The organism is Mesorhizobium sp. NZP2234 (assembly GCF_013170765.1).
GTDB classification, from domain to species: domain Bacteria; phylum Pseudomonadota; class Alphaproteobacteria; order Rhizobiales; family Rhizobiaceae; genus Mesorhizobium; species Mesorhizobium loti_D.
Genome location: NZ_CP033364.1, coordinates 5,924,531 through 5,938,731, shown reverse-complemented (window position 1 = coordinate 5,938,731; position 14,201 = coordinate 5,924,531). Strand labels below are relative to the sequence as shown.

Genomic DNA, 14,201 nt, shown 5'->3' with positions numbered 1-14,201 from the left:
TCCAAATGGAAAGCGCTTCATCAAGTCAAGGGAATGCGCAGTCATGAGCTACAATGGCAAGAAAGTTCTGGTGACAGGCGCGGATGGATTTATCGGTTCGCATCTCACCGAAGCGCTTGTTCGCAACGGGGCGGATGTCACGGCCCTGGCGCTCTACAATTCCTTCGACAGCCATGGGTGGCTGGACGATTTGCCGGACAACATCCGCGGCCGGCTGAAGCTCGTCCGCGGTGACGTCCGCGACAGCGCCTTCCTGAACCGGATCATGCGTGGCCAGGCTGTTGTGTTTCATCTGGCTGCCCTCATCGCGATTCCATATTCCTATGCGGCCGCCCAGTCTTATGTGGAAACCAACATCCTGGGCACGGTGAACGTGCTCGAAGCGGCGCGCCAATGGGAGACGGAGCGGGTAGTGCATACCTCCACGAGCGAGGTCTACGGAACTGCCCAGACCATGCCCATTCGCGAAACGCATCCGCTGCAGGGACAGTCACCCTATTCGGCATCCAAGATCGGCGCCGACATGATGGCGGAGTCCTACGCCAGGTCGTTTGATGTTCCAGTCGTCATCATGCGGCCCTTCAACACATATGGTCCTCGCCAGAGTGAGCGCGCCATCGTGCCGACCATCATTCGGCAGGCCCTCGACCCCAACTGCCCGGCGATCATGGTCGGTGATACGAGCCCGATCCGTGACCTGACCTTTGTCGAAGACACCGCCGCGGCGTTCCTGACGGCAGGCTTGGCGGGGCTCGAATTCGGCCACGCCTACAATGCCGGCAGCCAACGTGCGGTGACCATCTCCGACGTATTGGACCTCGTCCTCGAATTGAGCGGTTCCAAAAAACCGATCCATCGCGACGAAAGCCGTTTGCGGCCGCAAAATTCGGAGGTTCGCGCCCTGCTCGCCGATTCCTCGCGCTTTGAAAGCGAGACGGGATGGCGGGCGCAGACCAGTCTGCGCGATGGGCTCGAGCGGACGATCGCATGGTGGCGCGCGCGCCTTGGCGAAGGCCGGGTGCGGCGCGAAAAGGGTTATATGACATGACCCTGCTACGCCGGCATGTGGTGGCACTGTTGCTGATTGCCGGTGCCGTATTCCTGAACTTCTACATGGCCGGCGGCCGGGCAAGCAACGCATCGGGCCCGCCGGTGGCGGCCAACCTTCCGGACTATCTCGGTGAAACAAGGGATCCGGCGTCCGGCACGGTCTTCTTGCGGATCACAGAACCCGGAATTCTCGGCCTGGCCGGTGTATGCGGGACGAAATACTGCACCCACCGCTATTCAAGCGCACAGGCCTGGAATGCCGACCAGAGCCTTCTTTTGATCGTCAATGGTTGCGGTGGCATGTGCTTTCTCGACGGCCACAGCTACGTGCCATTATTCCACCGCGACCGCTCGATTGAATGCGAATGGCATCCCAGGGATGCCCAGCTGATGATCTGCGTTGCCGGCCGGCAGATTTCAACCTGGGCGCCACGCACCAACCATGAGGATGTCGTGTTCGCCTCGTCGGCCTACAGCAAACTTCAGTTCGGGCCTAACAAAGGCAATCCGAGCCGCGATGGCAACCGCATTGCCGTGCGTGCGACGCGTAATGACGGCAAGGCGGTGGTCTTCGGCTACGACCTGAAGGAGCGGAAGAAGTTCCCGGATATCGATCTTGCCCAGCTTCCAGGAACCACCGGCTCCTGTTCGATCTCCCCGCTCGGGATCAACATTTTGTGCTCACAGGCATTGCCGGACGGCAATGAACCGAACTTCATCTTTTCCATCGACGGCGTCCTGCGCCAGAAGTGGATGGAGCACCACCGGCCCGGTCACGGCGACATGACGGTCGATGCCGACGGCAGCGAAATCTATGTCGGGATCAGCAAATCGGATCCCGACAAATATCAGGTGATCAAGCGCCGATTGGCTGACGGCAAGGTCACCTCGCTGATGAAATATGGCGAGGCCATGCATGCGTCGCTCAGGGCGCTGGACAGGCCGGGCTGGGTGTTTCTGAGCTATGGCGGTACGCCAGCCGAAATAGCGCAGCACCCGGATTGGGCGCCTTACGCTCAGCAGGTCATTGCACTGCGCCTGGACGGCAGCGGAGAGGTCCGCCGTGTCGTCGACACGCAAAACGCGCACTTCGATTACTGGAGCGAGACGCATGCCTCGCCGTCTCCGGATGGCTCACAGGTGATCTGGTCGAGCAATTGGGGCGTGCCCGGTGGCCCGGTATACGATTTCGTTTCTCGTCTTGAATGGCCTTCGGAGCCGGTGCCGAACCAGAAGGAGATTGTCGCAAATGGCCTTCACTAAACGAACCGTTCTTGCCTCGGTTGCCGGGATGTTCCTGACATCGATGGCTGCCGCCGGCGAGGTCGAGCCCTATCGCCTGTCACCTGGCGATACAGTCGAGATAGGGATAGCGCCAATTCCGGATCGGACGCAGCGAGCCGTGGTCCAGATGGACGGCAATATCGCCCTTCCCGAAGTCGGGATGGTTATGGTCGGGGGGTTGACCGCGTCCGAGTTGCAGAACCGGATGCAGACGCTTCTGCCGGCCACGATCTTTCACCTGCGTTTGCCGGATGGACGAGAGCAGATGGTTGTCGTCAAACCAGGTGATATAACGGCCATCATCGCCGACTATCGTCCGATCTACGTGACGGGCGACGTGCTTACGCCGGGACAGCAGGCTTACCGTCCGCTCATGACCGTGCGGCAGGCGCTCGCCGTCTCCGGCGGCTTCAGCCTCTTGCGGTCACGGGCGGGCCAGACCGGACCCGACCCGGTCGATCTCAGGCGTGATTACGAAACACTTTGGGGGGACTACACCAAGGAGTATTTTCACGCCGCCCGTCTCCGCGCTGAACTTCAGGACCAGGCGGATTTCGACAAGCAGACACCGCAGGGGTCGCCTCTGTCGCCCAGCGTCGGGGCAGCGATCGCCCAGGCTGAGGCGGATGCGTTGAAGATAGCGCTGAGCGACTTCCAGCAGGAACAGGCTTTCCTTGAGAAGGGCCAGAAGGACGCGGCCGATCAGATCGATCTTTTGCAGAAGCGCGAACAGGTCGAATCCGAGAGCGTGAAGGCGGATCAGGACGACCTGGCGAAAGTAACGAAGGCGTTCGACGCGGGCAATCTGACCAACACCCGGCTCGCCGATGTCAGGCGCGCCTTGCTTCTCTCTTCAAGCGGTGCGCTGCAAACCTCGGTCGAGCTCATGAGAGCGCGGCGCCAGCAGGAGGACTATGTCAGGCAGCGCGAACGCAATGACAATCAGAGGAAAGTTGGCTTGCTGACGGATCTGAAGGACACCAACGCGCGGCTGGGGGATGTCACCGCCAGACTCCGCGCCGCCAGCGAGAAGTTGCAGCCGACCGGAGCGTCCGCCCAGCCATTGCCGATTGCCGGCGAAACGATCCAGGCTCAAGTCACCATTGTGCGCAAGATAGGCGACGAGTGGCGCAAAATCTCGGCTGACGAAGATACGATTGTGATGCCGGGGGATACCGTCGAAGCCAAGTTCAGCAGTGATCTGCAAAGTGCCGCGATCCAATAGGCGGCTTCGATCCGCCGGCCGATAGAAGGGGGCTTGGGAAACTGTTCGATTGGAGGGTCGAACGAACCGAACAGGAGATCCTGGTGAGGCTCAGTTCCAAGCGAGATGCGAAGCGGAAATGGTTGACGAACACGGCTCGGATGGTGCAGCCGGCGGCTTATGCCGTCGATACGCCTTCGGCGGTTCGAATTCTCATGGCCGAGTCCCAACCCCGCAAGTGCGCAGTTTGGCAGGACCTGGCGTCCAGCCAACAGATCCACACTCAGGGCGACCGGGTGTCGGACGACTACAGGACCAGTCATTGCGCGCCGGGCTACGGCACGCACTACAACATGACGTACGAGTCCGGCTACTATGGTGCGTTGTGGGACAAAATCGAAAGGCCAATGATCCTGGACATTCTTCGCCCAATGGGCGGAGCCGGTCGAAACTGCCTCGATTTTGCATGCGGAACAGGCCGCATCACCAACGTCGCGGCTCAGGTTTTCGGCGAGGTGGTCGGCGTCGATGTTTCCAAATCCATGCTTGCCTGCGCGCAAGTTCCGAACAATGTGAAACTGCGCAACATCGATATGACGATGGAATCCCTCGAAGAGACCTTCGATGTCGTAACCGCTTTTCGCTTCTTTCTGAATGCCGAGGATCAGCTGAAACGGGAGGCGCTGAAAGCGATAAACCAGCAGCTGAAGGATGGCGGACGGCTCGTGTGCAACGTTCATATGAATGCGACTTCGCCCATCGGCCTGGTTTGCCGGCTGCTCAATTGGTCGCTTGGACGCACGGTTCGCAACACGCTAAGCGAAACCAGATTCAAGAAACTCCTGACCGCTTCGGGCTTCCTCGTGGAGGAGGTGATACCTTACGGCTATCTGCCTCGGCCGGGACGCTTCCTGCCGGGAATCTGTGAAGCACTGATCGAGCCATTCGAGAAGCTATCCAGAACCCTGCGCGTTCCCGGACAATTGGCGCAGCATTTCCTTGTTATCGCGAGGAAGCACTAGAAAGGCGAGATCGCTTACTCAAATGGTTCAGTGAAGCGGCTATGAGCCGGGCGCCGTGGCTTTGCCTCAGCGGCGACTCACCCCCAGGAAAAATGACGCAGGCTCGATTTCGTTTGCCTGAAACGCGATCTGTACAGCCACCCTCGCACCTTAAAACGGCAGTTTTCCCCTGGTTTGATGCGTCGATTCCCGGTTTTTCGGGCCAGCGTCACGATTTTGCTACATTTTGACCGAAGGCCACGTACGTTAGTGGGGCGTAATATTATAAGGCAAAAAGGGAAACGCTCCTGAAAACCAAAAAAATGTTGACGGCCGGCGGAGCCAGTGAACCTGCCCGACGACTTCTTACCGGAGGTCGCAAGCCATGAACCTTGGTGGAAACTCGCCCGATCTGCGTGGCGCTATGCTTGGCGCCGCGCCCGCACTGGTAGGCGTTGGCGTGTTCTCGGCGGTCATAAACATTCTCGCCCTGACCGGCTCTGTCTACATGCTGCAAGTCTACGACCGCGTTCTGCCTTCGCAGAGCGTTCCGACGCTGGTCGGATTTACGATCGGGATGCTGGGCCTTTACGCGGTTTACGGCCTGCTGGATTTCGTGCGGCTTCGCCTCCTGGTTCGAATCGGCAATCGCCTCCATAAGACTCTGCAGCAACGGGTCTTCGGGCTCTCATTGTCCTTGCCGCTCATCGGCGGGCAGGACGCGAGCCGGGTACAGCCGCTTCGTGACCTGGATCAGTTGCGCGGCTTCCTTTCCGGATTAGGGCCGACTGTCGTCTTCGACGCACCGTGGATACCGTTTTATCTACTGGTCATCTTTCTTTTGCATCCTTCGCTCGGTCTGCTGGCGACGGGCGGCGCGATTGTTGTCGTGCTGCTCACGGTTGTCGCGGAAATCCTTGGCCGCGGCCCGGCCGCGCGCGCCTCCGAGACGCTTGTGTCACAGCGCAATCTTGCCGACTCTGGCCGCCGCAATGCGGAGGTTGTCCGCGCGATGGGCCTTTCCGGGCGGCTCGCCCGCCGATGGGGGGAGGTCAATCACGCATATCTCACGCACCAGGAGCGCCTTTCCGACATCGTAGGCGCCACCGGTTCAACGTCGAGGGCGCTGCGGATGGCCTTGCAGTCCTGCGTCCTGGGACTTGGTGCCTATCTCGTGATCGGAGGTGAAGCGTCGCCCGGCGTGATCATAGCATCCTCCATATTGCTGGGCCGCTCGTTGGCCCCGGTTGACGCGGCGATGGCAAACTGGAGAGGGTTTGTGGCATTCCGTCAGAGCTATTCCCAACTGGCAAGGGCGCTGACCGCCTTCGGCAGCCATGACGAGCTCATGGAGCTGCCAGCCCCGCAGGCGATGCTTGCGGTCGAGGAACTGACAATTGCCCCGCCAGGCCAGCAAAAACCGACCGTGGCCAATGTCAGTTTCCGCCTGCAGGGGGGCGCGGGAATGGCGATTGTCGGCCCAAGCGGTTCCGGGAAAACGACACTTGTGCGCGCGCTGGTGGGCGTGTGGCAGCCGCTTCGCGGAACGGTAAGGCTGGACGAAGCCTCGCTCGACCAATGGGGTCACGAACAGCTTGGCGCCCATATCGGCTACCTGCCGCAAGATGTTGAACTGTTTGATGGAACGGTTGCCGACAATATTTCGAGATTTGGCGGCAAGGGCGACGCCAAGGGCGTGCTGGCAGCCGCCAGGGCGGCGGGCGTCGACAAGATGATCATGCGATTGCCGAATGGTTTTCAAACACGCGTGGGCGAGGGAGGGGCAGCCCTTTCGGCCGGACAGAGGCAACTCGTCGGGCTTGCCAGGGCACTTTATGGCGAGCCGTTTCTTGTCGTCCTCGACGAGCCGAATTCAAACCTGGACGTCGATGGCGATGCCGCCCTGGCCGGCGCGATCCTGGCGGTGCGCCAGCGCGGAGGCATAGTCATCGTCGTTGCGCACCGTCCTTCCGCCCTCACCAACATCGACAAGGTACTCGTAATGTCGAATGGGACGCTTCACTCCTTCGGCTCGCGCGAGGAGGTCCTGGCCAACGTTATCCGGCCCTTCCCCTCGCCCGCTGAACGGCCGGCGTCGGTTGTCCCGATGCAGAAGGGAGTAAGCGGTCATGCGTGAGGTGCTGCTCCGTGTCTGACGCGACGATGTTTTCATACGTGCCGCTCGGCGATGCGACCCGAAGGACCGAGGCGAATTCGGCCGAGACGCGGGATGATATCCGGGCCAACCTGATCCTGGGTGCGGCGATCACGGCCCTTTTGATTGTCGGCGGCGGGCTTTGGCTCGGTTTGACCAAGATCGCCGGCGCGGTGATTGCGCCTGCCACCGTGGTGGTCGAGAGCAACATAAAGAAAGTGCAGCATCTGACCGGCGGCACGATTGGCGGCATATTCGCGCAAGATGGCGATCATGTCCGGGCCGGCGACGTGGTGGCCAGGCTGGATGACACGCTGACGCGGGCCAACCTGCAGATAATCAGTGAGGATCTCGATCGCGCCACCGTTCGACTTGCGCGGTTGGAAGCCGAGCGACAAGGCCTGTCGGAGATGCAGCTTCCTTCCGGCCTCCAGACGCGGATGGGCGACCCGGAACTGGCCGCACTCGTCAATGGCGAGCGCGCCCTGTTTGAAAGCCGCGCCACGGCGTTGACGGGGCAGAAGGCACAGTTGCAAAGTCGCTCAAAGCAACTCGAGCGTCAGATCGATGGCCTCAAGGCACAGCAAGCCGCGGAAGACCAATCCGTGGTCTTGCTGGATGGGGATCTTGCCGACGTCCAGGCGCTTTTCACAAAAAAGCTGGTGTCCAAGGAGCGACTGAGCAACATCAGATTGGATGCCACCCGGGCGCACGGAGAGTCAGGGCGCCTCGCGGCGGCGGTTGCCGAGGCGCAGGCCCGGATCAGCGAGACCGAACTGCAAATTCTTCAGCTCGATGAACAGAGGCGCAGTGAGGTGACCAGCGAGCTTCGCGAAACCGAAGCCAAGCAGACCGAACTCGAAGAGCGCAAGGTTGTGGCGCAAGACGAATTGACCAAGACCACCATCCGCGCTCCGCAATCGGGAACGGTGCAGGAATCCTCTATCCATACAATCGGCGGCGTCATCGCCCCCGGCGAAGTGCTCATGATGATTGTCCCCGACACCGACAACCTCGTCGTCGACGCGCTGATTCCGCCGTCGCGCATAGATGATATTCGTCCCGGCCAGCGGGTCTCGATCCGGTTTCCTGCTTTCGACGCCGGCACCACGCCTGCTTGCCAGGGATCGGTCAAGCGCATCTCGGCGGACCTGATCAAGGATCAGCAGAAACAGCTTTCGTATTTCTCGGCGCGTATCAATGTCGAGAACAAGGCAGCCTGCCTGACCGACGCCAAGGTGCTCAAACCAGGCATGCCGGCAGAGGTTCATATAAGCACGGACGAACGCAGCGTCTGGTCTTATCTGCTGAAGCCTCTCACGGATCAGATGTCGCGGGCTTTCCGTCAGTGACGTGACGGATCGTTGCAACCGGGCCGCGGATATGGGCAGCCCTCTTCCTACGATGCGGTGAGCGCCCTGCGACGAACGCGGCGCATGGAGCGCGGTGTTCGCTCCGCCGTCACGGGAACCTTGGCTGCATCGCTCTTGTGCGGCAAGGCGTTCGCCTTCGTCGTCGCATGGAGCCTCTCAAGCGGCAGGAGTTCCCTGATCCTGGCGTTTACCGATGCAATTTCGGCCCGCAGGTCTTCGCATTCCTGCCGGCGGACATCGAGTTGTATCTGATCGGACGCCTGCTGCAGGGAAAGCTGTGAAAAATTGGCGGTTATCTTCGAGAGGTTCAGCTTGTCGGTTTCAGCCTCCTTGGTGAGAGCGGCCAACCTTTCATCCGCGACCTGCTTTTCCGCCACGGCCTCGCTCCATTGAAGCCTGAGCTTGGCGAGTTCGTTCGAGGCTTCGCTGTTTGCGTTTGATGCGAGTTCCAGTCGTGAATGGAGGTTCTGGATCTCGGAACGCGATCCTCGAATTTCGGCACGGCAGCGTTCGATCTCGGCGTTCTTCTCCGCTTCCATGATACGGGCGGCTTCCGTCAGCTCGGACAGTTTCGCCTGGGCGACCTCAAGCGACGTATGGAGTCGTGTCGCTTCCTTTTCGCTCTTGCCGAGTGCAGCCAGCAATTCGGAGTTTCGTGCCGCTTCGTTGGCATGGATCGTGGAAAACCCGTCGAGCCTGTGCCGCGCCTCGTCTTCCCGCTTCAGCGCTTTTTCGAGGTCGATCGACAGGCTGACATTCTTTTCCCGCAGCTGTTTGTTTTCGCGCGCGCGTCTGTCGGCCTCGACGGTAGCCGCTGCAAGTGCGTTAGTGAGGTCTCCGAATTCCGCTTCGTTTTTTGCGTTCGTGTTCGCGGCCTCCACGAGTTCCAGCCTTGCCCCGGCCAGTGCGCCGCGAAGCGCCTCACAGTCTTGAACCAGGCTTGCCTCGCGCTGCTGCAAGGCCTCCACAATGCCTTCCCGCTCGTGCTGCCTTCGATTCAGATCATTGAGCCTGTCCGACAGGCTCCTTTGCTCCGCGGTCAGGTTCAGATTCGCCAGCTCGAGTTCGTTGGCTCGCAGAATGTCGGCGTGAAGAATGTGGAACAATTCGCGGGTCAGGTGATGTGTGCTTGCGATCTCCGACAGTTTCGCGTTGATCTCCTCGAAATGGAGCTTCGCATCGCGAAACAGTCCATCGAACGAAGTCAAGGCGGCCATACGGCTCTGCGTATGAGAGGTCAGTCGTCGCGCGGGTTCCGCAGTGCCGGCACTGTCTCCGGTTTGGGCGCTCTTGTCCTGTTCGCTGTTGTCCTCTTGCATGGGCGTCTCGTCCGCGACGGCATCTCTTGCCTGCTCTGACAGATCGGACAAACCAAGGCACTCGTCGACGGCGTTCGCCAAGTCGGCTTCGAGATCCTCGAAGGACTTCTCGGCGTTGTCGGCACGCCTGATCAAATCTCTGAACTTCATGCCCTACATCCCCCTTCAGCATGCCTGGATCGAGCAAGGCGAGGATTAAGCTTCCCCTTTGTATCGAGAGGTCAGTTCGGCGTCTTCGTGCAATCAAACGATGCCGAGCGCCAGCGATTTCAGCGCCTTAACGGCAAGGAGCGGTCGAGATCATGAGCGACAGGCCAAGGTTTGGTCTCCTGCGTGGACTCAAGTGCCGCTCGCTTGCAGGCATCCGGGGCAGTCCGGGCCCCATGTGGATCAAGCGGCCCGACAGCCTCTTGGAGGGGGGCATCAGGCGGCCGGGCCTAACCGGCTGTTGGGTGTGTTTTGGTTTGCCGGCTGAGTCAACATGCGCCTCGGCTGGCGGAAGCGCATCATTCGAACGAACTGCCCGTCTTCAGATGTCTCTTGGCCGACCACGCAGGCTCCGCCACGGAACTGCGCCCTCTTTGGGCGACTTCGGACTTCAAGCACGACAGGTCGGCTTTCGATTAAGTCCATGGGCTCCTTCAAATGAACGATCAGCCCGTGGTCGGGGAGGGATAGCATGGCTCTCGTGTGCAATGGGGCTGGAATTCTGCAGGCTATGGGGCAAAGCCATGTGCGGTATCGTTGGAATCGTCGGCCATTCGCAGGTTGCGCCGCTCATCGTCGACGCGCTGAAGCGGCTCGAATATCGCGGCTATGACTCGGCCGGCGTGGCCACCATCGAGAAGGGTGAGCTTGGCCGCCGGCGCGCCGAGGGCAAGCTGATCAACCTCGAACGCCGGCTCAAGGACGAGCCGCTCGGTGGCACGATCGGCATCGGCCACACGCGCTGGGCAACCCATGGCGTGCCCAACGAGACCAATGCGCATCCGCATTTTTCCGACGGTGTCGCCATCGTCCACAACGGCATCATCGAGAATTTCGCCGAGCTGCGCGATGAACTGACCCGCGACGGCTATTCCTTCTCCTCGCAGACCGACACCGAGGTCGTCGCCCATCTGGTGGCGCGCGAACTGGCCAGGGGGCTGAAGCCGGTCGAGGCGGCGCACCAGGCGCTGAAGCGGCTCGAAGGCGCCTTTGCGCTGGCCATCATGTTCAAGGGCGACGAAGACCTGATCGTCGGCGCCCGCAACGGCCCGCCGCTGGCCGTCGGCCATGGCGACGGCGAGATGTTTCTGGGCTCCGACGCCATCGCGCTGGCGCCCTTCACCAATTCGATCACCTATCTGGAGGACGGCGACTGGGCGGTGGTGCGCCGCGACAGCGTCGCCATCTTCGACATCGACGGCGGACAAGTCGAGCGCAAGCGCCAGCAGTCGCTGTCGACCTCCTTCATGGTCGACAAGGGCAACCGCCGCCATTTCATGGAGAAGGAGATCCATGAGCAGCCCGAGGTGATCTCGCACACGCTGGCGCATTATGTCGACTTCGTCTCCGGCGTCTCGAAGCCGCTCGACCTGCCGTTCGACTTCGCAGGGATCAACCGGCTGGCGATCTCGGCCTGCGGCACCGCCTATCTCGCCGGCCTGATCGGCAAATACTGGTTCGAGCGCTATGCGCGGCTGCCGGTCGACATCGATGTCGCCTCGGAGTTCCGCTACCGCGAGATGCCGCTGTCGGCCAACGATGCCGCCTTCTTCATCTCGCAGTCGGGCGAGACCGCCGACACGCTGGCCTCGCTGCGCTACTGCCGCAAGGCCGGCATGAAGATCGGCGCCGTCGTCAATGTGCGGGAATCGACCATGGCGCGCGAATCCGATGTCGTGCTGCCGACGCTGGCCGGACCCGAGATCGGCGTCGCCTCGACCAAGGCCTTCACCTGCCAGCTCTCGGTGCTGGCCTCGCTCGCGGTGCGCGCCGGCGTGGCGCGCGGCACGATCTCGAAGGATGAGGAGAAGACCCTGGTGCGGGCGCTTTCGGAAGCGCCGCGCTATGCCAACCAGGTGCTCAAGCTCGAAGAGCAGATCGAGCGCATCGCGCGGGACCTGTCGCGCTATTCCGATGTGCTCTATCTCGGCCGCGACACCAATTTCCCGCTGGCCATGGAAGGCGCGCTGAAGCTCAAGGAAATCTCCTACATCCACGCCGAAGGCTATGCGGCGGGCGAGCTGAAGCACGGGCCGATCGCGCTGATCGACGAGAACATGCCGGTCATCGTCATCGCGCCGCATGACCGCATCTTCGAGAAGACCGTGTCCAACATGCAGGAAGTGGCGGCGCGCGGCGGCAAGATCATCCTGATCACCGACGGCAAGGGGGCGGCCCAGGCGAGCGTGAAGACGATGGAGACGATCATCCTGCCGGACGTGCCCGAAATCATCTCGCCGATCATCTATGCGCTGCCGATCCAGATGCTGGCCTATTTCACCGCCGTCTTCATGGGCACCGACGTCGACCAACCCCGCAACCTGGCAAAATCGGTCACGGTGGAGTGACGAGGATGTCGCGCTTTCCGGGGCAGGCCGCACCATCCGGCAACTGCTGACCGGATCCAGCACGACGCCCTGATTTTCCATCCATGTGGCGGAGGCGGGAGGCCGCTTCGGCGGTGATGGCAATAGTGGGTTTGCTTCCATCGACCATGTGCTGGCGGCGGTTGCAGTTCCCGCTGCTTCCTGCGTGGGCTGACGGTTGTTACTGTTACGTACTCCTTCGATGCAGCCTCAGATGCAAGCTTGGCAGCAACGCCAATCAGATTCGGGGGCTCCAATGACCGTCGCGAAGCAATCGCAGCTCATCTTGGCTCCTGCGATGATTCCGACCGCCAACGTCACCGCGCAGGAGCAGCGGTGGCGCCGCTTCGCGGCAAGCGCTACTTTGTCCGTTGTGGATCCGAACACACGCAACCTTCGGGCCAGACCAACAATCTGGCTGAGAGGTTGGAGGCACCTTCGGTGGCGATCGACGAACGACACCGGCTGTCGATGGACTGCTCGCTGAGTGATTGGGTGTCTTCGAAGATTCCGACCAAAATGAGCACGTGAAGAGGATCACTTGATGGCCGACCTGGTGAAACTGGCATTGAAAGTGGCGGTTGTTGCCTCGGCGATTGTGTTCGGCGATATTCGCACCCGCGCTGCTGATCTGGTTATTGCAATGCCGAACTGGTCGTCGGGCCAGGCGACGGCCAACATCCTGAAAGTGAGTCTCAAGAAGGAGTTCGGGCTCGATGCGGATGTGGTGGAGATGGGCACCATGATTGCATTCGCCGGTTTGGACTCCGGCCAGGTCGACATCCATCCGGAAGTGTGGCTGCCGAACCTCGACACCTTGGTCAACAAGTATGTCACTCAGGCCGGTACGGTCGCGATCAGCCCGATCGGGGTTCCGGCCTGGCAGGGCATCTGCGCCAACCGGACAGCGGCCGACAAATACGGCTTCAAGGATATTTCCGACCTCAGTGATCCGAAGAAGACCGAGGCGCTCGACACGGACGGAGACGGCAAGGGCGAGATGTGGATTGGCGCCCAAACGTGGTCGTCGACCATCATCGAGCGCATCCGCGCCAACAGCTACGGCTATGCCAGGAACCTGACGTTGCTCGAAATGCCGGAAGATGTGGGCATGGCGGCTGTGGATGCGGCGGAGGCCTCGGATTGGCCGATGGTCTTCGCTTGCTATGCGCCGCATGTGGTCTTCAAATTGCACGACATAGTCCGCCTGACGGAGCCGCCATACGACGCCGCCAAATGGAAGATCGTCCTGCCGACGGAAGACCCGCAATGGCTTTCGAAATCGAGCGCCGCGGTCGGCTGGGACACGGCCCATTACCACATCGCCTACGCGACCTCGTTGCGCAAGAAACATCCGGAGGTGGTTCGCTTCCTGGAGCACGTCGACTTCAAGCCGGAGGAGGCGATCGATATGAGCTACGCGCTCCAGGTCGAGCGGCAGGCGCCCTCTGCCTACGCCGAGCAATGGGTGGCCAGGAACGAGGCGCGCGTCGAAGGATGGGCCAAGCAATGACCAGACGCAGGAAGACAAGGTTCGGCACGGACGAACGGGCGGCGGGAACCGGCGGCAGGCATGCGGCAAGCCTCGCGGTTGTGCTGGCGCTGGGGTTGGTTTTTTCCACCACCGCGTCCCTTGCCGCGGGAACGCAGGTCTACGATCCCAAGACGCGGCAGTGGACGGATTACAATCGCACCAAGGCCTACCAGTACTACAAGCTTCACAGGCAGGTACCGGAATCCTTCCGCCCGCAGGTGGTCAAGTTCCGGACCGCCGAGCAGCCCGGCACCATCATCATCGACGGCAACCAGCACTTCCTCTATCTCGTCCAGCCCGGCCAGCAGGCGATCCGCTACGGCATCGGCGTGGGCAGGGAGGGCTTCGGATGGGCCGGCATCGTCAAGGTTGGGCGCATGGCGGAGTGGCCGACCTGGACACCGCCGGCCGAAATGGTTGCCCGGGATCCAAAAGCCCGGCCCTGGGCCAATGGCATGCCCGGTGGGCCCGACAATCCGCTCGGCGCGCGGGCGCTCTACCTCTATGAAGACGGCCACGACACCATCTACCGGATCCATGGCACGCCCGAACCGTGGACCATTGGTCTGGACGTATCGTCCGGATGCATCCGCATGAACAATGGCGACATCATCGATCTGCATTCCCGCATCAAGGTCGGGGCGAAGGTCATCGTGCTGATGCAGGGCGCGGCGCTCTACAAGGGTGTGTGAGCGAGGACGGACGTTC

Annotated in this window: 10 protein-coding genes; 9 read left to right on the top strand and 1 reads right to left on the bottom strand. The window is 61.4% G+C overall.

Going from position 1 to position 14,201, the window contains the following annotated elements; translation table 11 throughout:
• Positions 1–43: 43 nt before the first annotated feature.
• From EB230_RS28870 to EB230_RS28845, 6 genes are all read left to right on the top strand, one after another.
• A complete protein-coding gene (locus EB230_RS28870) occupies positions 44–1,048 on the top strand; it encodes an SDR family NAD(P)-dependent oxidoreductase (protein WP_056567893.1) in 1,005 nt (334 codons plus the stop codon).
• Positions 1,045–2,313, top strand: a complete 1,269-nt coding sequence (locus EB230_RS28865; RefSeq protein WP_172375192.1) for a hypothetical protein — start codon at positions 1,045–1,047, stop codon at positions 2,311–2,313. The genes EB230_RS28870 and EB230_RS28865 overlap by 4 nt, the downstream gene beginning before the upstream one ends.
• Positions 2,300–3,559, top strand: a complete 1,260-nt coding sequence (locus tag EB230_RS28860) for a polysaccharide biosynthesis/export family protein (protein WP_172374416.1) — start codon at positions 2,300–2,302, stop codon at positions 3,557–3,559. The genes EB230_RS28865 and EB230_RS28860 overlap by 14 nt, the downstream gene beginning before the upstream one ends.
• A gap of 83 nt (positions 3,560–3,642) precedes the next feature.
• Complete coding sequence (locus tag EB230_RS28855) at positions 3,643–4,560, top strand: class I SAM-dependent methyltransferase (RefSeq protein ID WP_245303328.1); 918 nt, start codon at positions 3,643–3,645, stop codon at positions 4,558–4,560.
• A 364-nt stretch (positions 4,561–4,924) separates the two neighbouring features.
• Positions 4,925–6,676, top strand: a complete 1,752-nt coding sequence (locus tag EB230_RS28850; protein WP_065005144.1) for a type I secretion system permease/ATPase — start codon at positions 4,925–4,927, stop codon at positions 6,674–6,676.
• Positions 6,677–6,702: 26 nt separating this feature from the next.
• Positions 6,703–8,046, top strand: coding sequence for an HlyD family type I secretion periplasmic adaptor subunit (locus EB230_RS28845; RefSeq protein ID WP_056567904.1), 1,344 nt, complete (start codon positions 6,703–6,705; stop codon positions 8,044–8,046).
• Positions 8,047–8,093: 47 nt separating this feature from the next.
• Here EB230_RS28845 and EB230_RS28840 read toward each other — a convergent pair whose 3' ends face one another.
• Entirely contained in the window at positions 8,094–9,521 is a 1,428-nt protein-coding gene (locus EB230_RS28840; RefSeq protein ID WP_246738868.1) for a hypothetical protein, read from the bottom strand.
• Between the two features lie 596 nt (positions 9,522–10,117).
• On the opposite strand from EB230_RS28840, the gene glmS reads away from it, so the two are divergent.
• The 3 genes from glmS (at position 10,118) to EB230_RS28825 (ending at position 14,185) form a co-directional block, all read left to right on the top strand.
• Positions 10,118–11,941, top strand: a complete 1,824-nt coding sequence (glmS, locus tag EB230_RS28835; protein WP_171883291.1) for a glutamine--fructose-6-phosphate transaminase (isomerizing) — start codon at positions 10,118–10,120, stop codon at positions 11,939–11,941.
• 562 nt (positions 11,942–12,503) lie between these two features.
• Positions 12,504–13,472 carry a glycine betaine ABC transporter substrate-binding protein gene (locus EB230_RS28830; protein WP_172374415.1) on the top strand — a complete coding sequence of 323 codons (969 nt, stop codon included), beginning with the start codon at positions 12,504–12,506 and terminating at the stop codon, positions 13,470–13,472.
• Positions 13,469–14,185 carry a L,D-transpeptidase gene (locus EB230_RS28825; protein ID WP_244494043.1) on the top strand — a complete coding sequence of 239 codons (717 nt, stop codon included), beginning with the start codon at positions 13,469–13,471 and terminating at the stop codon, positions 14,183–14,185. The genes EB230_RS28830 and EB230_RS28825 overlap by 4 nt, the downstream gene beginning before the upstream one ends.
• The last annotated feature ends 16 nt before the right edge of the window (positions 14,186–14,201 follow it).